The organism is Arthrospira sp. PCC 9901 (assembly GCF_059013425.1).
Genome location: NZ_CP102296.1, coordinates 3,592,726 through 3,616,540 on the forward strand (window position 1 = coordinate 3,592,726; position 23,815 = coordinate 3,616,540).

Below are 23,815 nucleotides of genomic sequence, written 5' to 3' on the forward strand. Positions count from 1 at the left end.
TAGAGCGTTTGATATCCATGACCATAGCATTAGATCAGATTGACAAGATTGTTTGGAACCATCACCACGACCCCTTTGAAGTCCTAGGCCCCCATCAAATTGAGAAAGATGGAAAAAGCCTATGGGCCGTGCGAGCCTATCTCCCCACCGCTGATGCAGCATGGGTTGTACTACCCGAAGAACGGAAAGAGTACCCCATGTACTCCGTTCATAACCCCCACTTCTTCGAGTGTGTTATTGATATTCCCGAACTGAAAAACTATAAACTGCGCTTCAAGGAAGGGGAACACGAGCGCGTCACCCACGACCCCTATGCTTTCCGTTCCCCCAAATTAACCGATTTTGATATTCACCTATTCACCGAAGGTAATCACCATCGTATTTACGAAAAACTCGGCGCTCACCCCATGAACTTAAATGGCGTGGATGGGGTCTACTTTGCCGTTTGGGCTCCCAACGCTCGCAACGTCTCAATTCTGGGGAACTTTAACCACTGGGATGGTCGCAAACACCAAATGCGGAAATTTGGTAACGGAGTCTGGGAACTCTTTATTCCTGAAATTGGTGTAGGAGAAGCCTACAAATACGAAATCAAAAACTTCGAGGGTCACATTTACGAAAAATCCGACCCCTACGGTTTCCAACAGGAAGTCCGACCCAAAACCGCCTCAATTGTAGCTGAGTTAAATAACTACAAGTGGAACGATGACGAATGGATGGAGAAGCGGCGGAATACCGACCCTCTCGAACACCCCGTCTCTGTTTATGAATGTCACCTAGGTTCTTGGAATCGCGCTCCCTTTTCTGAACCCCACACATTACCCGATGGAACCGTTGAGCCTCCTGTACAGGCCGTAGAACTGGATCCCGGTAGTCGGTTCTTTACCTATCGGGAAATGGCCGATCAAATGATTCCCTACGTCAAAGAACTAGGTTTTACCCATATCGAAATTCTACCCGTTGCCGAACACCCCTTTGATGGGTCCTGGGGTTATCAGGTTACAGGCTACTATGCTCCCACTTCCCGGTTTGGCACTCCCGAAGATTTTATGTACTTCGTAGATAAGTGTCACCAAAACGGTATTGGGATAATTGTGGACTGGGTACCTGGTCACTTCCCCAAAGACGGTCACGGGTTGGCATTCTTTGACGGAACCCACCTTTACGAACACGGAGACCCCCGCAAAGGTGAACACAAAGGATGGGGAACCCTTGTATTTAATTACTCGCGTAATGAAGTCCGTAACTTCCTGGTAGCTAATGCTCTGTTTTGGTTTGAGAAGTATCACATCGATGGTATTCGGGTTGATGCTGTCGCTTCCATGCTTTACCTCAACTATTGTCGGGAAGATGGGGAATGGGTCGCTAACGATTATGGCGGGTGTGAAAATATCGAAGCTGCTGACTTCATTCGCCAGACTAACCATGTCATTTTTAGCTACTTCCCTGGTATCCTCTCCATTGCTGAAGAATCCACTTCCTGGCCAATGGTTTCCTGGCCAACCTATGTCGGTGGTTTAGGCTTTAACCTAAAGTGGAACATGGGTTGGATGCACGATATGTTGGATTATTTCCACATGGACCCCTGGTTCCGCCAGTTCCACCAAAATAACATTACCTTTAGTATGTGGTATCACCACAGCGAGAATTTCATGTTGGCTTTGTCTCATGATGAGGTCGTACATGGTAAAAGCAATATTCTCGGTAAAATGCCAGGGGATGATTGGCAAAAATTTGCTAATGTCCGCGCTTTATTTACCTATATGTTTGCTCACCCTGGTAAGAAAACTATCTTCATGGGGATGGAGTTTGCTCAATGGAAGGAGTGGAATGCTTGGGGAACCTTGGAATGGGAAATGTTGCAGTTTGATGCACACAAAGGGATTCAGCGCTTTTTTAAAGATATAAATACTCTCTACCGCAGTGAACCTGCTCTCTATGACCAGGACTTTGCGGAAGCCGGGTTCCAGTGGGTTGATTGTAGCGATAACCGCCATAGTGTGGTCTCTTTTATCCGCCGTTCTAAGGATACAGGTGAGTTTGTGGTAGTGGTTTGTAATTTCACTCCCCAACCCCATAGCCATTACCGTGTCGGTGTTCCCGAAGTCGGCTTCTATACCGAGTTGTTTAATAGTGATTCTGGTGAATACGGCGGCAGCAATATGGGTAATTTGGGCGGAAAATGGACTGATGAGTGGTGGTTCCATAATTATCCCCAATCCCTTGATTTGTGTCTGCCTCCTCTCGGCGTGCTGATTCTCAAGTTGGATGAAGAGAAAACTGCTAAGGCTTTTCAGCAGTCGGAAACTGATGATGGTGAATAAGTCTAATTAAAACATTGTGACAACAGAAAACCTGGTTTCTTTGCGGAAGCCGGGTTTTCAGTTTTTGGTCATAGGATATCAACCAGTGCGTCCATCTTTCCTACTCAACCATACTCTCAACCCTCACCCTCAACCCCTCTCCCATACAGATAGAGGGTAGTAGTTCATCAATCATTTATGATATAATAGCCAGAGAATTTTTTTAGCGATAAATAAACAGCCTATAGTGTGAATATATGCGTCAATGTCTTAACCCCGACTGTCTCCAGCCTAACCTTGATACTTCCCAATTTTGCCAAAAGTGCGGTAACAAGTTACTGCTGCGAGAAAGGTATGCACCCCAGTCAATTTTAGGACAAGGCGGTTTTGGTCGGACGTTTCTAGCCATTGACGAAGATAAACCATCAAAACCCTATTGTGTAATTAAGCAATTTCTCCCCCAAGCTCAAGGAACAGACAGTATAGAAAAGGCTTCCCAATTATTTGCACAAGAAGCACAACGTTTAGAAGAACTAGGTAAACATCCCCAAATTCCCGAATTAATGGCTTATTTTACCACAGATAATCGTCAATATTTGGTTCAGGAGTTTGTCGAAGGGGAAACCCTACAAGCTGAGTTAGATAAAAACGGTTTTTTTTCACCAACCCAAGTGAGAGGATTATTAATAGGACTGTTGCAGATCTTAAAGTTTGTTCATGGTCAGCAGGTAATTCACAGAGATATTAAACCGGATAATATTATTCGCTGCCGGAGTGACTACCAGTTATTTTTAGTAGATTTTGGCGCAGCTAAGGTAGTCCAAACACAGCAGCGCACAGCTACCGGAACAATTATCGGTTCAGCGGAATATTGCTCCCCTGAGCAGTCTATGGGGAAAGCTGTATTTATGAGTGATTTATATAGTTTAGGGGTAACTTGTCTGCATTTATTAACAGGAGTTAGCCCCTTGGATTTATATGATCCGATGAATGGAGAATGGATGTGGCGAAATTTCTTGAATGGGAATGTTGTCAGTGATGAATTTGCTAATATTTTGGATAAGTTAGCAAATCCTATACCCAAACACCGTTATCAGTCTGTGGAAGAGGTGATTAATGTTTTGAGTCCCCCTCTTCCCCCTAAGCCGGTAAGGGAAGAAGGGGAGTTAAATTCAGATGTGGGGATGGACTACGGGAAGTTGCGTGACTTACTCGCTGGGGGAAAGTGGAAAGAAGCAGACGAGGAAACAAGGCGTATTATTTTAGCTGTGGCGAAGCGGGAAGACAAAGGTTGGTTAGATAGTACAACTGCTGATAAATTTCCCTGTGAAGACCTCCGCACTATTGACCAATTGTGGCTCAAATATAGCCATGGGCGCTTTGGTTTTTCTGTACAAAAACGCATCTATCAAAGTTTGGGGGGAAGCCAACAGTTTAATTCAACAGTTTGGGAATCTTTTGGAGAAAGGGTAGGATGGACAAAAGGAAAAAATTGGTTGGGTTGGAAAGATATTATTTTTGATATTACTGCACCAGAAGGACACCTTCCTTTAGGTGTTGTTGGTTCGTGGACTATTGGAAATGTCGGTGGTGGATGGGTAGGACATCTTTTCTCTCGTGTGGATAGTTGTCAACTCTGTGTTCCACAAGTCAAAAATATTGTCCATCCTGTTTTTCCCCCTAACACCCCCTATCTACAAAAAACCCTGATTGGACATTCTAACTCGGTTTATTCTGTAGCATTCAGCCCGGATAATCAAACGCTGGCTAGTGGCAGTTCTGACAAGACTATCAAACTGTGGGATGTGAGGACAGGTAAGGTTCGCCACACGCTGACTGGGCATTCTGACAGGGTTTATTCTGTAACATTCAGCCGGGATGGTCAAACTCTGGCTAGTGGCAGTTCTGACAAGACTATCAAACTGTGGGATGTGAAAACAGGTAAGCTCTGCCACACGCTGACTGGCAATTCTGACTGGGTTAGGTCTGTAGCATTCAGTCGGGATGGTAAAACGCTGGCTAGTGCCAGTTTTGACAAGACTATCAAACTGTGGGATGTGAGGACAGGTAAGGTTCGCCACACGCTGACTGGGCATTCTGACAGGGTTTATTCTGTAACATTCAGCCGGGATGGTCAAACTCTGGCTAGTGGCAGTTCTGACAAGACTATCAAACTGTGGGATGTGAGGACAGGTAAACTCCACCACACGCTGACTGGACATTCTGACTGGGTTAGGTCTGTAGCATTCAGCCGGGATGGTAAAACGCTGGCTAGTGCCAGTTTTGACAAGACTATCAAACTGTGGGATGTGAGGACAGGTAAACTCCACCACACGCTGACTGGACATTCTGACTGGGTTAGGTCTGTAGCATTCAGCCGGGATGGTAAAACGCTGGCTAGTGCCAGTTTTGACAAGACTATCAAACTGTGGGATGTGAGGACAGGTGGACTCAGCCACACGCTGACTGGACATTCTGGGTGGGTTTGGTCTGTAGCATTCAGGCGGGATGGTCAAACGCTGGCTAGTGGGAGCCATGATTTAGTCGTAGATTTGCAGGACATCTTACGACAATAGCGTATAATACTTCAGAAGATTCGCAACTCAATAATTGATATACGGTTAAACCCCGGACAATGGCGAATTTTGCTCACCACCTAATAATAAAAGCAGGATTTATGGTAAAATGCAATGATGGTTTACAAAGCCTTCCGTACCAAACTAAAACTCAATGACCGTCATCGCACCTTGATGGCCAAACACGCGGGGTATGCTCGATTTGTGTTCAATTGGGGATTACACTTATGGATGTCAGCTTATGAAGAGGGACTCAAGCCTAACGTCAACTCCATCAAAAAGGTTTTTACGAATTATGTGAAACCTCAATATCCTTGGATGTCCGAATTGTCTTCTAAAGTTTATCAATATGCCTTCATTAATCTAGGGGATGCCTTTAAGCGCTTCTTCAAGGGAATAAGTAGTTATCCTAAATTTAAGAAGAAAGGCTACCATGATAGCTTTACCCTTGACAATTCCGGAAAGCCATTCAAGTTGTCAGGAACTCGCCATAAGCTGCCTTTTGTGGGCTGGGTTTCTACATTTGAGGCTCTACCCGAAAGTTGGGTTAAGAAAGTCACTATAGCCCGCCAAGCAGGGGACTGGTATATTAGCTTTTTCGTAGAAATCACACCAGAAATCACACCTAAATATCGAGAGAGAATCGGGGTTGACCTAGGAATTAACAATTTGGCGACTTGCTCCGATGGGACCCAATTCTCTAATCCCAAGGCTTATAAAGCAGCGACCAAAAAACTAGCTCGATTACAACGTCATTTAAGTCGCAAAGTCAAAGGCTCGAAAAATCGGGCTAAATGTCTCTTAAAAGTTCAAAAGCTACATCAAAGAGTAGCTAATATTCGCCGTGACACAATTCATAAAATAACTACTTTTTTGGCTAAAAACCACAGCCAAGTAGTCATTGAAGATTTGAATGTGTCAGGTATGCTGAAAAATCATTGTTTGGCGGGTTCTATCGCTGATGCTTCATTTTATGAGTTCCGTCGTCAACTAGGTTACAAGGCAGAACGTTATGGTTCAAAGTTGATTATTGCCGATAGATTTTATCCATCCAGTCAACTTTGTTCTAACTGTGGCCATCGTCAAAAAATGCCCCTAGTCCGTCGGACTTTTGAATGTCAGAACTGTGGGCTGAAGATTGATAGAGATTTGAACGCCAGTATAAATTTAGAAAAATCGCCTGGTTCCGACGATTACACTTGTGGACGGGGTGCTGCCGACAGTCCCGGATGAAGCCAGAAATAAACATCAATATCCGGCTATGTCCGGTTTTGTTTAAGTTTTATAGAGCAGATAGAGGATGATTGCTAGATGCCGCCACTACGGGAGGGGAAGTCCAAACGCCGCTACCCAGTCGGTCAAGGTTTAACCCCAACCTGACGGCTACTTTTTTGATGATATTTGCCGCACCATTGGCCTCGGCATTTACGAGATGCGCCGCCGCCGTGGGATATAACCCACGCTTAATGGGCTTCCCTGATAGGATCCAGTGGTTGGGTTTCGCACGGTAAGTTGGCACTGAATGCTCATCCACAAAGCTGGCTTGAGACGAATAAGATTCCTCGGTCTGATACATTTACGCGACATTTATCCGGCTATTGCCTGACAATGCGACGATAGCACTATTACCCGTTAAGGTAACAGAGGCGGTATCCCGCAAAGCTTTTAGAAAGATTCCAAAAGCACCGTTCCAGTCCCTGGGTAGAGTGAACCCACACTCCGGACATCGGAACAGTTTTGAGCCACCTAGCTGGGAATGCACATGACCACAGTGAGTACAGGTTTTGCTGGTGTATTCTTCGGTCACATCTACAACTGTGGTTCCAGTTATTTCCCCTTGATGTCTCAGGGTTAGTTTGAATCGATAATGCGCCCATGTCAGCATGGCGCGGGCAGTCTTAGACCTGATTAGACGCTTCACCTGACTGGCCATATCGGAAGTCTCGAAGGTGGGCAAAAAAATTATGCTGTAGTTGTGAGTCAAGTAGTGAGCAATTTGTTTGTGGGCTTCATCAACTAGATTGCGGATTTTGGTTCTCATTCGTTGAGCCGCTTGCCTCATCCGTCGCCTTCTTGAACGACAGGGTTCCTTGGCGATTCGGCTCATCAAATCATCCAAATGTTGACATAGCCTAGTAATGCGTCCTATATCCCCGGAGCCCAATTCCAGAAACCGAGAGCCATCAAACCCAGTTATGAAAGTTCGCACACCCGGGTCTAATGCAATTACGCCAGTAGCGTCAGTCGGAGTGATGGCCACAGGTTCAGGAAACACCGCAAACCACCGCCCCTTGGCCAAGACTAATTGGGTCCCTTGAACACAAGTTTTAGGGATAGCTGAGGAAACCATGAAAGTTAATCCTTTCGTGAGTCTTGGATACCAACTCCCTGAAGAGAAATTAGCATCGTTAAACTTGATGGCTTGAGAACTATCCCGACAGCTCCTAAACCTTGCGCCAGGACTGGCTGAAAAGGCGAGATAGGCATCAAAGATAGCATTCTGCCGAATGTGGCAGGGTGTTTCTTTGACCCATTCGGGTAAGTCACTCTGCATCACTTCGTTGCGTAATTTCAGTTTGCTTAGTTGTTTACCACTCCTAGATAATGCAATTGCTTGGTTGTAGCAATACCGACAAGCAGCCAGCCATTTACGCCAGACTTGATTTAGCTCGGGGCTGGGGTAAATCCGGATCTTCTTTGACCTGAGTTTTGTATTTACTCCGTCGGTATAATCGGGAACTGAAGCAGTGGAGGATGGCGAGGATGTCCTCAACCATTTCTGGTTCTGGACTGAGACTTGTCTCGTTGAGAACCATGAGTGAGCACCTGTTTTGCTCACAGAGCCATCGAAACAAGTCAAATCCAAACCTTGCCAGTCGGTCTTTATGGGCAACGACAACCATGCGGACATCTCCTGACAAGACTTGTCCCAGTAAGGCCAGCATTTTCTTTCCCTTTCCCTTGAAGTTGAGCCCGCCTCCGATTTCTGAGACGACTTCTGCTTCGGGGTAGAGGTTGGACAGTGCGGCCACCTGTCGGTTGAGGTCGGACTGCTGGGCGCGGCTACTAACTCTGGCATAGATAACGACTTTGCGTTTGTCACTGCCTGATTTGGCAGTATATGACTCAACGTTGTATCGTCGTTGCCCAGCGGGGGTTCTGATGGTCTCGATTGAGCCATTTTCGTCCCATCTGCGGAGTGTTCTTTCATGGACTCCAAGGATTTGGGCCGCTTCCTTGGGTTTGACATATCTGGCAATAGGTTTATCCTCAACTCTTCTCGCTTATTATACCGTATTGCCCTAAAATGTTAACCTAATTTGAGATTAAATCATGCTCTAAAAATTCCTGGGCTACCAGTTATCCCATGAGGGATGAAAATGTCGGAGAAATTGTTATGGCCGGGGTGGAAGGTGGAAAATCAGCTTGACACTCCCCGCTCTGAAGAGACGGGGATTCTTGGCTCACCGAGACCACTTAAACTAGATTCCTTGCGTCGTCTAGCCCAGAGGTGGGACTCTCCCCAAGCGTTACTTTCGGTATGCCCTACCGTAGTTGCATTTCTGCCAATCCTGTTTAGATTGAAGCAAATATACCTCAAAAACTGATTTGTCTAGTTCCTGTGAATCTTTTACCTGCTGCCAGGAGGAAGCTAGAACAATGCAGCCAAACCCCATAGATTCAATGGTCAAGGTTCAGTGTACGCCTTGAGGCAACAAGGTTTTTTAAGTGGTTGGTTACCTTTATCCACGCTCAATCGGTGTAGCATTTATCTAGTAAGCGTGTCAAGTCAAACAGCGATGTTGTTCGAGAGTTGATCAGGTCTTGGGCTGACGGGCACTAAAGTACCCGTGTCGCCTTTCATCCTTGCTCTCTTGAGACAAGGTTTTCATGCTCCAGTGCTGTTCGCATAACAACACCCTCAAGACCCGAAACATCCTGTCGGTACTATTGCATACCTGGCTGGAGTTGCTGGATGATAAGTACAAGTTGCTAGGACCCGCAAGACTTTTTTTGGTGATTTACGGGCGTTAACCTGTTACCTGTACTTAGACAGTTGGGAGGGCCTACTGACGTTTATCCTGCAAGGTTTAGAGTTAGACATTCTACCCAATAGCAGTCGAATTTCTATAATGAGAATGGCTGCGATCGTTTACAATAGGGTGATTGCTCAGTGGAAGCATTCCCAGATCTGATGGAAAAAGATAAAGAATTTGCCGTTCATCAACAAGTTAGAGTGATTGCTCTACCGCCATATATCAAAACAGCGGAACCCATGCCGATTCTACGGCCTCCGAACGTGATCAAGTTAGGTGAAGTGGGGGTAGTTCTCGATCGCCGTCCTGGTGGTTACTGGGGCGTTAGATTCACCAAAGGTTCATTTTTAATAGAGAGCCAATATATTGAGGCAGTGGAAAACCCAGAGCCAGAAAGCAGGGTGTCTGACTGACACCCTGGCGAGTTAAACCAAAAGTCAAATTACCACAGGCCTCTAATGGGACCAGGAGCCGGCGCTGGTGCCGGCGCTGGTGCGGGTACAGGCCGTGGCACTGGTGCAGGTGCAGGCCGTGGCGTGGGTGTGGGCCGTGGTTGCACAACACCAGCACCAGCACCAGGTAAATCAACTGATTGAGCAGAACAGCCACCGACAATTCTTGTACCATCGGAGAACTGAGTCCCAAACTGTGAACCCTGTCTAAACAGAGAGCCCAATTCGGTACTTACGCTCTGCATTTTAGCGACTGTTGCCGGAATATTGGCGACATCGACATACATTCCCGGCACAGGATAGTATTTCAGAAACTCCAAGAAAGAGATTTTGCCATCGTTGCTGAGGGCGTTAATCAGTCCAGCGCGAATAGCTTTGCCATTAGCAACTCGTCGATGGGTGCGTACAGTTGCACCAATTTCATCAGTTAGTTCTTGACCTGTGGGAGTGTAAATCATACAGGAAAATGGTACTAGGTCAAAGCCAATTTCTAAGCCCATCAATCCCCGCAGGGTGTCTGCCTGAATCCCGGAAGCACCGACAATCTGGCGAATAGTTTTAGTGGTCACTCCATCTCTGGTAAATGCCTCTAAATCACTGATGTTGATGGGAGCTTGGAAAGGTCCATAGGTGAGAATCACTCGCTCGGCGGCGATCGCACCACTTTGAGCACAAATCACACCAGCGATCGCTCCGAAAAACCATCCCGGACGCAAATTCTTCACACTTGGTAGTTTCATGTAAAACCTCACTTAAAAGAATGAAAACTGCCATTTCTCATAACAGATACACTTAACCCCCAAAAATTGGGCAATAGTCGGAAGTATCTGAGTATTGCACAATCTTAAAAAGCAGACGTGGAGGTGTCTCTTAATGCTTTCAACATTAGGTTGAAAGCGGACTATTCTCATGTACAAATCGCCTTTTTTCAGCCAAAATTTACAGGCGATGCACTTTACGTCTACTACAGAACAGCTATGCTGCTATAGGCCTTGACGGTTCCGAGTGTATCAATAGTTGGGTATAATGTCAAGCATTTGGGTAAGAATTTCCCAATAATAAACTAGCAGTCGGCAGGCCTTATGCACCACAATTTCGGATCCGGTTGCGGTTATAGTCAGCTTAAATCTAGTTGCCAAATTTCACAAGAGCGAAAACATTAATTTTTGCCAATCTGTTCCTAGTTCCCAGGATTTGAGGGGTTAACTAGGTAGCAAAATGAAGAGTGATTTCATGGCTTCTAGGCTGAGAATGGCTACTACTCCTCCCGCTGATAGGAGAGTCATGGGAATCAGAATCCTCTGTAGTAGACGCAGCGATCGCATTAGTTCCTGTTCATAGTATTGTTGAACATTATACAGGGCACCATCCAGATGTCCGGTTTCTTCGCCAGTGCGAATCAAATTGATAGCGATCGCCGGGAGTCGTTCCCGCAGACATTGGCTGAGATTTTTGCCGGCGGGAATTTGTCCCAAGGCTACAGTTAAAGTTCCTTTCATCTGCGGACAGGGAATGCGATCGCGCACCAATTCGATCGCCATGAGAATTGGCAAGCCACATCTAATGGGCAATTCCAACTCAGCTAGATATAGCATAGAACGGGCGGTTTGAATACGACGGATCAAAGGCAGTCTGGGGATAAGTTTGTAGACCATAAACCCGACAACGCCGGCTATAAACATCCACAACAGCCAATCATTTAGGTTAGCCTCATGGGTGTATAAGATAGTCGCCAGTAGCAACAGAAGACTGAAAGCAGTAGTCGCAGCAGCTATGGTCACAGAACGATAAAAATTTTGTCGGTGGGTCTGCTGTTTTTCAATTTCAGCCAGTTGTAACAACATTTCCGGTAGTGCGCCGCTGGTGGCTGCTATATCCAGCAAACTAGCAGTCCACCAGTCAAATATCCGAGGGGCTCGTCTGAAAGCGACAGATAAATCTTCCCCACGACCGAGAGATTTAATCACTTTCCCCAGGTAACGACCAAGCCGAGGATTGCTTTTTTTGGCGATTACTATCAAACTTTGATAGACTGTTAAACCAGATTCCAACAGCACTGCCAGTTTAGTATATAGTTGGGCCTTTTCCTGGGGAGTCATAGGGCATGGGTGCAAGGAATTAGGAACTGAGCCATTAATTTCGCCCATGGGGGTGGCTCGTTGAGGGTTACATATCTACGAGTTTGCGCCTGACTCGTTCTCGGTGAGCGATAATTGGTGATGGTTGGGGTTGTTCGCTGAGTTCTAGGGCGATCCCATAGGAATTAAAAGCCTCTTGATATAGGGCAATTTGCTCGAAGGCTTGGCCGCGTCTGACCCATGCTTCCCAGTAGTCGGGTTTGATTTTAATGAGTCGGTCATAAGCAGCGATCGCATCTTGATAGCGATCGAGTTTTTCCAAGATCGCCCCTTGTTCTAACCAAATTTGGTAATTGTCTGGCCAAATAGCGATCGCCTCAGAAAAAGCATCCACCGCCTGCACATATTGTCCCAAACGAGCTAAAACCTGTCCCAGTTTCACCCAGGCTTGAAAGTTATCAGGTTTTTGGCGAACCAATTTCCGGTAAGCCATGACTGCTTCTTCATCTCGTTTAAGTAGTTCCAATGCCATACCCCGCTGTAGTCCCACTTGGTCTGCTAGTTCGAGGGTTAAAACAGTAGTTTGAATTACTTTATCGTAAGCCTTGAGCGCATCCTCATAGCGTCCTAATCTTTCTAAGGTTAATCCCCGCTGGTTCCAAGCCTCCAGGAAGTTCGGTTGTACTTGCAGAGCATTATCGCAGGCAATTATGGCTTCTGGGTAACGCCGCAACTGAAATAAAGCGACTGCGCGACCTAACCAGGCTTCGGGAAAGTTAGAATTGAGTTGAGTAGCGCGGTCAAAAGAAGCGATCGCGGATTTATATTCTTTTAAATCCAGTAAAGTTTGACCCCGACCTATCCAAATAGCTGGGGACTCCGGGTTAATTTCCAAAGCCCGATCTAGGCTAAGTAAAGCAGTTTTCGGCCACCCCGATTTCAGAGCCATACCTTTATAAAACCAGGCTTCGTAATCGTTGGGTTGCAGTTGGATCACTTGGTCATAACAGGCGATCGCATCATTGTAGCGATGTAATTTTTGTAAGGCAATCCCCCGATTAAAAATAGCCTTGAAGCTCGCTGGTTGCAGTTCTAAGGCTTTATCGTAGGAAGCGATCGCATCGACATAACGATGCTGACTCATCAGCATTTCCCCACGATGAAACCAGGCTTCATAGTTAGCCGGTTCCAGTTTGACCGCCCGATCTAATGATGCCACGGCTTCACTATAGCGATCGTCATTCATCAAAGCATTACCCTGGTGATACCATAGAGCCGAAATATTTGGTTTAATTTCGATCGCCCGTTTATAGGAAGCGGCCGCCGCCTCAAATTGTAGGGATGCTTCCAAAGCCAAACCCCTCTCATACCAGGCTTCAAAGTTATTGGGTTCCATAGTTAAAGCCTTGTCAAAAGAGGCGATCGCTTCTTCATAGCGTTCTAACTTCGATAGAGTCATACCTCTAAACGTCCACGGCCAATAATTTCTCGGACGCAATTTAATAGCCCTATCATAGGCTGCCAGTGCCTGTTTATACTGTTTCAACTTTCGTAATGTATTACCGAGGCGCAACCAAGCCGCCCACGAATCAGGCTTTAACTTAACCGCGATCTGATAATGTATCAGAGCCTGATCATATCGCTCCCGTTTATATAAACGATTCCCCTGGTTATACTCCCGAAATGCTTTAAATATATTGAATATCCCCCAGTTCCCGGCTTGATCTTGTTCCACCCCAACAGAATCACCCTCACCAGCGGATGTCTGAGATGTTTCAGCAGGGGTAGTTACAGGCGCAGGCTGCTGGTTTAACTGTTCATCTGTGTTCAGCAACGTCTCTTTCCTCACCGTGGCTTGATTTTGACTTTACCCACCCCGGTTAGACAGGGCTTTTTTGACTTTCAGATATCTTGCCAGTTTACCAGAATTGATACTCCGGCGGTGAACCAAACATCATCAACCAAGTTTTCCCAGGTTAGATCGCCATACTTGGTCTTTAATGCACAAAAAAGTTTCCTTGTCAATACCTAAATTATCAGTAAAAGTTATATTGTTTATAGACTTGATTTATAGTTGTGATCTAAAATCATAGCCAAAATCTGAAAATGTAAGGCAAGATCATTGATGGGAGAACGGAGGATATCCAAAGCCAATGGCAATATTTAACCGTCAATAACCCACCACTAAATGGGAGTACCGATTCTAGTGGGGGCTTGAAATAGCCCTAGTTGGACTGATCAAGCTAGGAAATGCGATCGCTAACCATTGCGGATTAATTGTCAGCAAAATTGAAGATCGAGTGTACAGCAAAAAGTATGCTAACTGGTGGCGATCGCCATCTGTATTCCTATTTGAGGGATTTAATCATGAATTGGGCAAACCATACTATGCCCCGTCTGCACCTTGCTAGTTGGGTTAAAAATCATTCACACCACCATTTTCACCCATCATTTTCGCCCCTTCAACCTCTGCGACAGTGGCTGAACCAGATACAAGTCAAAAATCCGAAAACCGCCCGATTGCTATGTAGTTTAATTCCGACTCAATGCCCCTTTGAGCGAGATATTAAATTTGGCGATCGCACTATTTTTCACATTCCGCCCTTATGCAAACTCAATCCGGTTTATGAAGAATTAGTCAGTTTACGTTTTCGCGCTTTATGCTATCTGGCTGATGAATGTGGCGAGGATATCACCGCTTATCTCGGAGGCTAAAATCCGATGAAATGGTGAACCGCCAGATCAGAGTTTAATGGTTTACGATTAACCCCCATCCCCCTACACCCCCTAGGTTTGAGGAGATGGGGTATTGTTAATCGAAATGAAACCCCCAAAAAGATGGGCAAAAACCATGGTGTTAATGAACTAAAATCAGCCTCAGTTTTCAGAAAACGGCAAATGGGCAGGTTGAGCAAATTATCAAGTGGAAAGGTGAACTACGCAACGCCATAAGCGCGATTCATTGGCAGTGGTAGTTAACCAATTGTCTCTACTTTACTGATCTAATTCGGCATAGTGAGACTCTGATAATTCAGGTTGATCTGCGGTCCTATGGTTAGGGTGTAACCAGACAATTTGACGCTGGCGGGGGTCTACTCGGTTGCCATTTTCCTGCATAATATTTTGGGCTTGTTGAGGGTCAAAATAGCGGCTAAAGTCTTCTTGGTGTTGTTGAACCCTGGCTTCGGTGATATTTACTTCGGCCTCAATTTCCCGCCATTTCTCATGGACGATGCGTTGATTAGGCACAATTTGGACCAGTGCGGCTATGGCAAATGCAGACAAGGTGAAATTTGTCAAGATTTTCGCCGTAGTTTCTAATGCGATCGCCCGATGATGTCGATTGGCGCGAGGTCGGACTCGAACTTGAGAACGACGACGACGCAAGGGACGGGGAGACTGCTGTGGTTTTTGAGGTGGTGTAGGAGGTTTAATCGCGTACATGATCGTCGTCTCAGTATATTTTTATCATCGAGTCTTATGCGAAGGCAAGTTGTCAGGCTGGTAGCCCGGTTGATGCGTCCCTGCATCATCTGTGGAGTTATGCAATCCTTTGCTGCGAAACTTAACCCGCAGCACTATAAATAAAAAGACCCCGACAGTTAAGCCTAGTGATAGAGACTAATTTACTGCATTATGCAGCAATTGTCTCCATTACGATCGCTTTTCTGTCGAAGTCCGGCTATTGTCCCTAGAGACAAGGAATATAGGGATCGATTCTATTTATAAAGTTCGGTGGAAAGACGGAATGCCAAAATACCGGGGATCAAGGCAATTACCAAAGCGACAAAAACTTGGGTATCGGTTAGAGACATAATAAAGAAACTCCTTGGATCTGAATTTGATCTTGATTGTTGACTAATTTGAACTAATCTGGGTCGGTTGGGAAGAGTTTGTAACAAGTTTAAACAAAATGTTACGGTTTTTCGGGAAGCTGGGGACAACCGATCGCGATCGGTACTACCCACAGGCGCTGGCGATCGCCATTGATGTCCCCAACACCGATGCTATTCTACCAGCCAGGACTTGAGGCTAGGTTCCCAACTTACCAATTCCTCGTCCTTAAACCAGAGAGCGATTTCTTTTTGCGCGGTTTCTGGTGCGTCTGACCCATGAATTAAGTTGCGACCAACACTAATCCCAAAATCTCCCCGCAGGGTTCCCGGTTCAGCATTCAGGGGGTTAGTAGCGCCGATAATCTTCCTAGCAGAGGCGATGACACCTTCCCCTTCCCAGACCATTGCTACTAAAGGACCGGAAATGATGAAAGAAACCAGATCATTGAAAAATGGTCTTTCTTTGTGGACATCATAATGTTGTTCAGCCAGTTGGCGGCTGGCTTTCATAATTTTTAAACCCACGAGGGTAAAGCCTTTGGCTTCAAAGCGTTTGATAATCTCGCCGATGAGTCCCCGTTGAACACCATCAGGCTTAATAGCTAGAAATGTGCGTTCCAAGCCTAATCTCCTGTTGTTAGCAAATGTCTACAGGAATCAGATTAACTCATTTTGAGTCACTGCCATGATTTAATTGGCTGTTCAATTTACTGAAGCTAGGGGGAGGTAATCGTTGGCATAGTTCCTGTCAATGGTGTATAGTGCCATTGTCCCTGAATCTATAACTCCCCAAATGCGATCGGACTTATCTCCTATTTGGATTTCCTTAAAAATCTCGATACTGGCTACAGCTATAACTTTGATCGGGGGAGTTTGGGCGGCTTATAAATTGCATAGTTATCAAGGTAAAGGGAAATCCTTAATTGAAAGTATTTTAATTTCTCCGCTGATTTTGCCTCCGACAGTGGTGGGATTTATTTTGCTGCGAATTTTCGGGGATAGAGGCTTATTAAGCGGGTTGTTAGCTATCCTCAATATCAATATTGTATTTACTTGGTATGCGGGCATTATTGCGGCTACTGTTGTGACTTTTCCCCTCATTTATAAAACTTCCTGTGGGGCTTTTGAGCAAATAGATAGCAATTTGTTAGTTTCCGCCCGCATTTTAGGGGCTTCGGAACTCAAGGTTTTTGTACGAGTAGCCTTTCCTCTGGCTTTTCCTGGTATTATTTCTGGGGCGACTTTAGCTTTTGCTAGGGGACTGGGAGAGTTTGGGGCAACTATGATGTTGGCTGGCAATATTCCGGGAGTTACTCAAACTATTCCTTTGGCGATTTATTCAGCGGTACAAGCTGGGGAAATTCAGGAAGCCTGGATGTGGTCAGGGGTGATTTTATCGATTTCTTTGTCGGCAATTACTTTGGCTAATTTAGGGATTAAATGGCAGCGATCGCCTCAAAAATCTCCGGGGGTTAATCCTCCTCATCTCCAGATTAAACGAGCCACTAATTTTAGCATATATCCGGCAGAAGGCACGGGTTTACAAGTCAATATTTATCAACAACTTCCGGATTTTGGATTACAGGTAAAATTTTCTGGCTATCGCGAAGAACCCCTAGGGATTTTGGGTGCATCTGGTACGGGCAAAAGTATGATTTTAAGATGTATTGTCGGGGTGGAAACTCCCAGGAGTGGCACGATAGTTTTAAACGGGAAAGTGCTATTTGATTCTACCCAGCAAATCAATATTCCGAGTAGCGATCGCCGGGTGGGTTTTTTGGCTCAAAATTACGCCCTATTTCCCCATTTAACTGTAGCGGAAAATATCGCCTTTGGTTTATCAGACCAACTCTCCCAGACTCAAATAAAGATGAAGGTTGAGGAACAATTAATCAGGGTGAAACTTCCTGGTATAGGGAACCGTTATCCTCATCAACTCTCAGGGGGACAACAACAGCGAGTCGCCTTAGCAAGGGCTTTAGTAGTGGAACCAGAAATTTTACTGTTAGATGAACCATTTTCTGCCCTAGATAGCCACATTCGATATCAAATGGAACAGGAACTTATCCAAATACTAGAAACCTATGCGGGGGTGACATTATTTGTGACCCATAACCGTTCAGAAGCCTATCGTATTTGTCCTCGGTTATTAGTAATTAATCAGGGACGGGTGGAAGCATTTGGTTCCACCCAAGATATTTTTGATCACCCCCCTACTTTATCAAGCGCGCAACTGACAGGATGCAAAAATTTTTCACGGGTGGTGAGAATTTCTGAACGGGTGATAAAAACCCTTGACTGGGGGTGTAACTTAGAATTATCAAAGCCGCTTCCCCAGGGATTAACTCATGTGGGAATTAGGGCTTATCAGGTTGGGGAAAACCTGAGTTTATGGTCAGAAACCGACCCACCAGGAGAAAAAAATATCTTTCCTTGCTGGGTAGTTTTTACGATAAAATCCCCGAAACAAATTAGCCTTTATCTTAAGTTAAATAGTCCCCCAAATCACGCCCAAGATTATCACCTGCAAGCTGATATTTCTAAGGCTAAATGGCAGCAACTTAATAACCATGAATTTCCTTGGCAAATTACCCTGGCGGCTGACCAACTTTTGCCACTGGTAACCCCTGATGATTATGATGTCATGTTATCAGGGGATATGCTGAATAACAGAGGATTAAGCTGATATTAATACCGCATAAATTCGGGACTACCCAAGAAAATTGCACCCTGTAAATTGGGGGGACTTTCGGCTAAAATTTGGCGAGTTTGGGGAGATAATAAAACTCCTAAAGTTTCTTCTAGCTGCTTGACATCAACTGGGTTTCCTTTATGGAGTAATCCCCCCGCCAAGGGGACGGCTAAACTACTGCGACGCACCATGGTATCTGGGTTTAACCAAGCCTGTTGAGTGTTTTTATATCCATCAGGAGAAGGACAGCCATAAAGAGGCATTCCCAACTGGTTTAAAATGCCGTTAATGGGGTCATAATTAGTCACTTCTCCGACGGCGCGCATGACTGATGTTATATAACGATAGGGGTTTTTGAATTTACTATTGTAGTGATTTTCGTCCCAAAATTCGGTGCTGTTAAATAAGGTTTTGAGAACTTCGGTGATATCGCCTTGGGTTTCCATAAAGCGATCGCCTAAAGCCTTAACTAAAGATGATGGGGGTTCGTCAGCGACAAATGCTTGGGCTAATTTATAACCAATATGTTTGGCGGTGGCGGGGTGACTAGCTAAGATATCTAATGCTTCCTCAACCTCCTCGATACCTCTGCCTTTAATAGTTCTACCCAAGAATATTTTATCATTAAAATCATGTCGAGTTTCATCAAAATAAAATCCTTCCTGATTTCGGGGGCGATCGCTTGGTTTTGGTAGTCCCCAACCTGTCAAAATTCGGGCTAATTCCATCACGTCATTTTGTGTATATCCCCCCTCAACTCCCAAGGTATGTAACTCCAATAATTCCCGCGCATAATTCTCATTCAACCCCTTAAATCTTCCGGTCGCACCGGGACTATTTGGGGCGGTATTTTGCCAATTATCCAAATAGAATAACATGGCGGGATGCCTAGCGGTTGCGCCTAGTAGGGTTCGGAATTTACCCCAAACATGAGGTCTAATGGCGTGTTCCTCATAGGACCCAATCCAAATTCTACTCAGTCCTTGCAATCCAAATACGTTAAAATGGTTAAACCAAAAATCGACGATCACTTCTTCTAATTGGCGGGGACTATGTAAAGCCCGAATCATTCTGGCGCGACGAATTTGGTTAATTACTCTCTGTTGAAATTGCCGCCTAACTTGTGCGAGTTGAGGCTGTGCTAACCCCAGTTTTTGGGCTTCATTAACCTCTCGATTTTGTTCTCTAACTAGCCTTCCTGGTCGCCAGGGGAGGGTATCTAAGGGCTGAAGTTCCTGGGTGAGAGTTGCGGGAATAGCTAAAGAATTGGGGTTAAGTTGCGAGTTAATATATCCAGCCATCCCGGTCTTGTTAATTTGATTAATCTGACCGTTAATTAACCCTAAACTCAGTCGGTTAACCAGATGAATAATTTGGCGATCGCCCATAATTCTATACTCCTGAAAATGTTAACGCCCTAATTTATTAGGAATACCGTCACAGCCGCCGGGGATAGTATTTCGAGATTTTGACCCCGACCAAGCACAGCAATAATAACGATTCTCCTCGGACAGGTTCAAAACCGCAGTAAAATCAGCATTTTCTAGGACAGCGCCAGTATTAGCGCCAGTAGAGTAGTCAGGAATTAAGGTCCGAGTCCGGGGGCTGGCGGTTTCCACTGAACCATAAAAGAATTTAGTCGATCGCAGATTACTATGGGTGAGGTTGGCTTCATAGAGAATAGCGCGAGATAAATTAGCACGCACCAGGTCACAATTCGTTAAATTAGCGCGGACTAGGTTCGCCTCTCCCAGGTCTGTGCGCCGCAGATCGGTATTTTTTAAGTCGGTCCCGGCTAACATGGCTCCTAAATCAATAACTCGGATACCTTCGGCCCTATCTTCGGCATAACTACCATTACCATCTAATATAGGGCGACCCAAATGGCGATCGCGTTTAAGGGGAGTAATTAACCGCGCCTGGGACAGAAACCGGAGAATTTTCGCTTTTCCATCTGCGTCTACACTACGAATAATCGCCGCGGTTCGTCCTTCTGCGATTACCCTTTCCTGGGGCCAATCTTCTAATAGTCCCTGTTCCCCTAAGGCTAAATCAGAGACTCCCTGAAAATAAGCATCGATGGTCTGTTGTTGGGTAATGCGGTTTTGCTGAATGGTTAAATCCCGGGAGATTACATATTGTCGCCAAGCCACATATACGGCTAAAATGGCGATCATAATTTGACCCAAAGCGCCGATCAATTCCCCCAGCGCGCCGATCGCATCCCAGTTGATGACAATATTACGGGCTGCGTCTGTGTTGGAACCACTCAGCATCAACAGCCCGGTAATTGCCGATAAAATCCCGAAACTAGCGACGATTAAACTACGCCAGATAGGAGGAATCAGGGTTGTCCAAATTTTACCCCAACTCGGCCAAATAATTAACAGTGATGCGGCAATAGCCACAACGGCGCTGAGATAGCCGACCCAGACGTTATCGATCGCTAACCCTAAAATCATGACGGCGATCGCCCCCAGGGTCAACACAGAAGCCAAAAAGTTACTGGGTCTAGGATTTTCCGGCTCGGCTTTCCCTTTTTGGGTGGGGGACTCTTCTAGGTGATACACCTCCCCATGATCGCTATAGGAGAAAACTTGATTCTCAGACACTGAGGGACTCAGGGTAATGGTGTTAGGACTCTTTCCATTGGGGCTATCAATATCCTGGTTAGGCTGTTGCGGTGCGGATAAATTGGGTTCTGTCATACTGATTGATAAAGGCTAGGAAAGATTTAATGCTCTTCTCTGGATCTATTGTATCTAAAGTTCCGGCAGATCGGGTATCGTAAATGTATTATAAAAATTGACTGATAATTCAGATATAATCAAGTTTGCTATATTATATCCATGAACTTAAAGTTATCTGACTATACCAAAAAATTAGGAGTTAGCTACCCCACTCCAGCGCTTTGCTGGAAGTCTAAACAGCTACCCCATACCACTAAACAGACTGTTACCCGCCAGATTATGGTTGATTTTCACGCCCACAGTTTAGCCCCTTCTGCGAAAATAGTTAGGCAATTTGTCCCATGGTTACATCAGCGGCAAAATCTGGTTATTTAGACTTCCCAGCCGACAGGTTAAGTGAATATGCGATCGCTCCATAAATGAGAGTATCGGTTAATAATAATACCGCGGAATTCTGCCAAATATTAACTCCATATAATCAGAATAGTATCGAGATTTTGGATGAGATGGCTAAAATGCAATAACAACTACAATAAACAACGGGCAAGTCTGGGCATTTGCTAACTTATTTATTTTCGCCAATTAAAGTATATAAACGACCCCAAAATCGATGAAATCACTACTCCCCATAGGAATTACTAGATGTCTAAATGCGCGCCTGTCTAGGCGGATTGCCTTTTGGGTTGCCACTAGCATAGTGGTGATTGAATTAATTATTTTGGTGCCATCAGTGTATCGTCGTCGCCAAGAGTTGTTATCTCAATTGCAGCGCCTAACCTCTCAAAAAATCGCTTGGATAGTAGAAACTTACCCCCATAAAACGCCGGAGGATTTTCTCAAACAACTGCAAAATTTACATTATATGAACTCTGATCTTATGGGAGGGTCTCTCTATAGTTCCGACGGACAACTAATTGGCAGTTTTGGGGAAACTCCGACTTTATCCTTTGCGGAAGCCAGGGACGTACAAATACTGTATGTAAACACTCCCAAAGGCGATCGCTATGATCTTACCTGTGATAGTTTTCCCCGCCTAGATGATTATATCATTATCCTCCGCTATGATGCCTCTCCTATTCATCGGGAAGTCTGGTATTTTATTGTACGAATTGCGGGACTGGTTTTGATTATTTCTGTGTTTGTCACTGGTGCGACTATGGTGGTGCTTAACTATTTAGTGATTTTGCCGATTTTGAATTTACGCCAGGATTTAATCAAGGCGGGTTCAGCTATTACTAATCATCAGTTACCCCCTCAGTTTTATGCTGCTTCTGTCCAAAGTCGGGATGAACTAGGGGATGTAATTAGCGCATTTATGGATATGTACAATCAAATTTCGGAGGCGATCGCGCAACAAAAACAAGCCGAGGAAGCCTTACGCCAAGAAAAGGAAAAATCCGAGGAATTATTGTTAAATATTCTGCCGGAAACCATAGCCTATCAGTTAAAAAATACCCACACTTGTATTGCGAATAGATTTGAACAGGCGACTATTTTATTTGCAGATATAACTAATTTTACCGAACTTGCTTCGCAATTAACACCCACAGAATTGGTGGATTTACTTAATCAACTTTTTTCCGCTTTTGACCGCCTTACAGATAAGTATGGTTTGGAAAAAATTAAAACTATTGGTGATGCTTATATGGTGGTTGGGGGAATTCCTAACCCCCGTGATGATCACCCTCAAGCCGTGGCTGATATGGCGCTAGAAATGCAACAAGTTGTCCAACAATTCCACTGCGTTAGGCTTCCGGTTAGTGAAGCATCTGGTTTAGGAGAAGGGTCTACAGATGATCATAAACAGGGGGAAATTAGCCACCAACTTAATATCCGTATTGGTATTAATATGGGTCCGGTGGTGGCTGGGGTTATTGGTTTAAAAAAGTTTACCTATGATTTATGGGGAGATGCGGTCAATACTGCTAGTCGTATGGAGTCACAAGGTGAACCCGGAAAAATCCAAGTCAGTCAGACGGTATACTGGCATTTAAAACCACAATATATATTAGAAAAACGAGGGGTTGTTTCCGTGAAAGGTAAAGGCAATATGACCACTTACTGGTTAATTAGTAAACGGTCAAAATCTGTGGATTAATTAACTTGGTTAAATTTGGGATAAATTACCACTTGATTACGACCTTGTTTTTTAGCGTCATAAAGTGCTTTATCTGCCTCCATAAGTAAGCCATCGAGACTAATTTCTGATGATTCATAAATGGTCACACCAATACTCACAGTTATATGAATAGTCTGGTCATCAACGTATATGGGAGTTGTGGCGATCGCCTCTCTAATCCTTTCCGCTACCACCAAGGCTTGATCGGCTTGAGTTTCTGGCAAAAATACCACAAATTCTTCCCCTCCAAACCTGCCAAAAATATCCACTTTTCTTAAAGCATTAACCGTGACATCTGCCATAATTTTTAGTGCTTCATCTCCGATATTATGACCATAATTATCATTAATTAACTTAAAATGATCAATATCTATCATTAACACAGAAAAGGGGTTATTATAGCGGTGGGTGCGTTGAAATTCTCGCTCCGCCAAAGTTAAGAGATGGCGACGATTAGCAATACCTGTTAAAGGGTCTGTCGTGGCTAACTTTTCTAACTCAACTAATGCTTGTTTCAATTCATCGCGAGTATATTTTAACTCTAAATGAGTTTTAACGCGAGCCAGTAGTTCAGGAGCCTTATAGGGTTTAGTAACATAATCGACAGCCCCTTGACTAAAAGCCTGAAGTAAATGTTCAGATTCATTACTAGCGGTGAGGAAAATAATCGGAATTTCTGCATAAAGTGGGTCAGCCTTCAAATGCTCACACACCTGCAAACCGTTAATTTCCGGCATCATTAAATCAAGTAAAATCAAGTCAGGATTAGCAGTTTTGACTCTTTCGATCGCTTGTTTACCGCTGGTGGCGAAAGTGGTGGCGTAACCGACATCATCAAGCATCGCTCCAACGACCTGCAAATTTTTGCTGACATCATCAACAATCAAAATCAAAAAATTTTCTGGTTGAAAACAGTTCACTACACACTGGGCTATTAATTCCAAGACTATACATTGATCCTATACCAATTGTTAACCAATGACAATAGGGACAAAATTCACTACCCGCTCAATTAGTAATAATCACCATAAC

General features: G+C 44.7%; 19 protein-coding genes and 2 pseudogenes. 8 read left to right on the forward strand and 13 right to left on the reverse strand.

What is annotated here, in order from left to right; all coding sequences use genetic code 11:
- Window positions 1–17 precede the first annotated feature (17 nt).
- The 4 genes from glgB to NLZ44_RS15800 all read left to right on the forward strand — a co-directional run bounded on the left by glgB (window position 18) and on the right by NLZ44_RS15800 (window position 6,112).
- Window positions 18–2,324 carry a 1,4-alpha-glucan branching enzyme gene (glgB, locus tag NLZ44_RS15785; RefSeq protein ID WP_493753011.1) on the forward strand — a complete coding sequence of 769 codons (2,307 nt, stop codon included), beginning with the start codon at window positions 18–20 and terminating at the stop codon, window positions 2,322–2,324.
- A 16-nt stretch (window positions 2,325–2,340) separates the two neighbouring features.
- Entirely contained in the window at window positions 2,341–2,484 is a 144-nt protein-coding gene (locus NLZ44_RS15790) for a hypothetical protein (RefSeq protein ID WP_493750422.1), read from the forward strand.
- A 76-nt stretch (window positions 2,485–2,560) separates the two neighbouring features.
- Window positions 2,561–4,879 carry a GUN4 domain-containing protein gene (locus NLZ44_RS15795; protein ID WP_493750423.1) on the forward strand — a complete coding sequence of 773 codons (2,319 nt, stop codon included), beginning with the start codon at window positions 2,561–2,563 and terminating at the stop codon, window positions 4,877–4,879.
- 117 nt (window positions 4,880–4,996) lie between these two features.
- Window positions 4,997–6,112 (forward strand): RNA-guided endonuclease InsQ/TnpB family protein, encoded by a 1,116-nt coding sequence (locus tag NLZ44_RS15800; protein WP_493753012.1) that lies wholly within the window; start codon window positions 4,997–4,999, stop codon window positions 6,110–6,112.
- A 49-nt stretch (window positions 6,113–6,161) separates the two neighbouring features.
- Here NLZ44_RS15800 and NLZ44_RS15805 read toward each other — a convergent pair whose 3' ends face one another.
- The 3 genes from NLZ44_RS15805 to NLZ44_RS15815 are packed head-to-tail and all read right to left on the reverse strand — an operon-like array spanning window position 6,162 to window position 8,139.
- Window positions 6,162–6,455, reverse strand: coding sequence for a hypothetical protein (locus tag NLZ44_RS15805; RefSeq protein WP_493750424.1), 294 nt, complete (start codon window positions 6,453–6,455; stop codon window positions 6,162–6,164).
- Window positions 6,456–7,571, reverse strand: a complete 1,116-nt coding sequence (locus NLZ44_RS15810) for an RNA-guided endonuclease InsQ/TnpB family protein (RefSeq protein ID WP_493753013.1) — start codon at window positions 7,569–7,571, stop codon at window positions 6,456–6,458.
- A complete protein-coding gene (locus tag NLZ44_RS15815; protein ID WP_493753014.1) occupies window positions 7,528–8,139 on the reverse strand; it encodes an IS607 family transposase in 612 nt (203 codons plus the stop codon). Before NLZ44_RS15815 ends, NLZ44_RS15810 begins: the two co-directional genes overlap by 44 nt.
- 935 nt (window positions 8,140–9,074) lie before the next feature.
- Here NLZ44_RS15815 and sipA point away from each other — a divergent pair.
- Window positions 9,075–9,329: a regulatory protein SipA gene (sipA, locus tag NLZ44_RS15820; RefSeq protein ID WP_006670270.1), complete on the forward strand. Its 255-nt coding sequence runs from the start codon at window positions 9,075–9,077 to the stop codon at window positions 9,327–9,329.
- A 29-nt stretch (window positions 9,330–9,358) separates the two neighbouring features.
- Here sipA and NLZ44_RS15825 read toward each other — a convergent pair whose 3' ends face one another.
- The 4 genes and pseudogenes from NLZ44_RS15825 to NLZ44_RS15840 form a co-directional block, all read right to left on the reverse strand.
- Entirely contained in the window at window positions 9,359–10,108 is a 750-nt protein-coding gene (locus NLZ44_RS15825; RefSeq protein WP_493750425.1) for an alpha/beta hydrolase, read from the reverse strand.
- Window positions 10,109–10,570: 462 nt separating this feature from the next.
- Window positions 10,571–10,870: pseudogene (locus tag NLZ44_RS15830) on the reverse strand (type II secretion system F family protein); the annotation flags it as partial.
- 279 nt (window positions 10,871–11,149) lie between these two features.
- A pseudogene (locus tag NLZ44_RS15835) lies at window positions 11,150–11,515 on the reverse strand (type II secretion system F family protein); the annotation flags it as partial.
- 19 nt (window positions 11,516–11,534) lie between these two features.
- A complete protein-coding gene (locus NLZ44_RS15840; RefSeq protein ID WP_493750426.1) occupies window positions 11,535–13,280 on the reverse strand; it encodes a tetratricopeptide repeat protein in 1,746 nt (581 codons plus the stop codon).
- Window positions 13,281–13,813: 533 nt separating this feature from the next.
- On the opposite strand from NLZ44_RS15840, the gene NLZ44_RS15845 reads away from it, so the two are divergent.
- Window positions 13,814–14,161, forward strand: a complete 348-nt coding sequence (locus NLZ44_RS15845; RefSeq protein ID WP_006618724.1) for a Mo-dependent nitrogenase C-terminal domain-containing protein — start codon at window positions 13,814–13,816, stop codon at window positions 14,159–14,161.
- Window positions 14,162–14,440: 279 nt separating this feature from the next.
- Here NLZ44_RS15845 and NLZ44_RS15850 read toward each other — a convergent pair whose 3' ends face one another.
- The 3 genes from NLZ44_RS15850 to ndk form a co-directional block, all read right to left on the reverse strand.
- Window positions 14,441–14,890: a slr1601 family putative cell division protein gene (locus NLZ44_RS15850; RefSeq protein WP_493750427.1), complete on the reverse strand. Its 450-nt coding sequence runs from the start codon at window positions 14,888–14,890 to the stop codon at window positions 14,441–14,443.
- A gap of 275 nt (window positions 14,891–15,165) precedes the next feature.
- On the reverse strand, window positions 15,166–15,261 hold the full coding sequence (gene psaM, locus NLZ44_RS15855) for a photosystem I reaction center subunit XII (RefSeq protein ID WP_006618726.1): 96 nt from the start codon (window positions 15,259–15,261) through the stop codon (window positions 15,166–15,168).
- 192 nt (window positions 15,262–15,453) lie between these two features.
- Window positions 15,454–15,903, reverse strand: coding sequence for a nucleoside-diphosphate kinase (gene ndk / locus NLZ44_RS15860; protein WP_006622600.1), 450 nt, complete (start codon window positions 15,901–15,903; stop codon window positions 15,454–15,456).
- A gap of 130 nt (window positions 15,904–16,033) precedes the next feature.
- Here ndk and modB point away from each other — a divergent pair, with 130 nt between their 5' ends.
- Window positions 16,034–17,968: a molybdate ABC transporter permease subunit gene (gene modB / locus NLZ44_RS15865; RefSeq protein ID WP_493750428.1), complete on the forward strand. Its 1,935-nt coding sequence runs from the start codon at window positions 16,034–16,036 to the stop codon at window positions 17,966–17,968.
- A gap of 2 nt (window positions 17,969–17,970) precedes the next feature.
- On the opposite strand, the gene NLZ44_RS15870 is transcribed toward modB, so the two are convergent.
- Together NLZ44_RS15870 and NLZ44_RS15875 are read right to left on the reverse strand one after the other, a co-directional pair.
- Window positions 17,971–19,362, reverse strand: a complete 1,392-nt coding sequence (locus tag NLZ44_RS15870) for a DUF1800 domain-containing protein (protein ID WP_493750429.1) — start codon at window positions 19,360–19,362, stop codon at window positions 17,971–17,973.
- 21 nt (window positions 19,363–19,383) lie between these two features.
- Window positions 19,384–20,682 carry a pentapeptide repeat-containing protein gene (locus NLZ44_RS15875; RefSeq protein ID WP_006670267.1) on the reverse strand — a complete coding sequence of 433 codons (1,299 nt, stop codon included), beginning with the start codon at window positions 20,680–20,682 and terminating at the stop codon, window positions 19,384–19,386.
- 592 nt (window positions 20,683–21,274) lie between these two features.
- Between NLZ44_RS15875 and NLZ44_RS15880 the strand changes: the two genes are divergently transcribed.
- Complete coding sequence (locus NLZ44_RS15880; RefSeq protein ID WP_493750430.1) at window positions 21,275–22,762, forward strand: adenylate/guanylate cyclase domain-containing protein; 1,488 nt, start codon at window positions 21,275–21,277, stop codon at window positions 22,760–22,762.
- On the opposite strand, the gene NLZ44_RS15885 is transcribed toward NLZ44_RS15880, so the two are convergent.
- Entirely contained in the window at window positions 22,759–23,703 is a 945-nt protein-coding gene (locus tag NLZ44_RS15885; RefSeq protein ID WP_493750431.1) for a GGDEF domain-containing response regulator, read from the reverse strand. The two genes, NLZ44_RS15880 and NLZ44_RS15885, sit on opposite strands and share 4 nt — an antisense overlap.
- Between the last annotated feature and the right edge of the window lie 112 nt (window positions 23,704–23,815).

Excerpts from the sequence above, each read along its gene's own strand:
- glgB (WP_493753011.1), top strand. The coding sequence starts at position 18 with ATGACCATAGCATTAGATCAGATTGACAAGATTGTTTGGAACCATCAC.
- NLZ44_RS15795 (WP_493750423.1), top strand. The coding sequence starts at position 2,561 with ATGCGTCAATGTCTTAACCCCGACTGTCTCCAGCCTAACCTTGATACT.
- NLZ44_RS15800 (WP_493753012.1), top strand. The coding sequence starts at position 4,997 with ATGGTTTACAAAGCCTTCCGTACCAAACTAAAACTCAATGACCGTCAT.
- NLZ44_RS15805 (WP_493750424.1), bottom strand. The coding sequence starts at position 6,455 with ATGTATCAGACCGAGGAATCTTATTCGTCTCAAGCCAGCTTTGTGGAT.
- sipA (WP_006670270.1), top strand. The coding sequence starts at position 9,075 with ATGGAAAAAGATAAAGAATTTGCCGTTCATCAACAAGTTAGAGTGATT.
- NLZ44_RS15825 (WP_493750425.1), bottom strand. The coding sequence starts at position 10,108 with ATGAAACTACCAAGTGTGAAGAATTTGCGTCCGGGATGGTTTTTCGGA.
- NLZ44_RS15845 (WP_006618724.1), top strand. The coding sequence starts at position 13,814 with ATGAATTGGGCAAACCATACTATGCCCCGTCTGCACCTTGCTAGTTGG.
- NLZ44_RS15850 (WP_493750427.1), bottom strand. The coding sequence starts at position 14,890 with ATGTACGCGATTAAACCTCCTACACCACCTCAAAAACCACAGCAGTCT.
- psaM (WP_006618726.1), bottom strand. The coding sequence starts at position 15,261 with ATGTCTCTAACCGATACCCAAGTTTTTGTCGCTTTGGTAATTGCCTTG.
- modB (WP_493750428.1), top strand. The coding sequence starts at position 16,034 with ATGGTGTATAGTGCCATTGTCCCTGAATCTATAACTCCCCAAATGCGA.
- NLZ44_RS15870 (WP_493750429.1), bottom strand. The coding sequence starts at position 19,362 with ATGGGCGATCGCCAAATTATTCATCTGGTTAACCGACTGAGTTTAGGG.
- NLZ44_RS15875 (WP_006670267.1), bottom strand. The coding sequence starts at position 20,682 with ATGACAGAACCCAATTTATCCGCACCGCAACAGCCTAACCAGGATATT.
- NLZ44_RS15880 (WP_493750430.1), top strand. The coding sequence starts at position 21,275 with ATGAAATCACTACTCCCCATAGGAATTACTAGATGTCTAAATGCGCGC.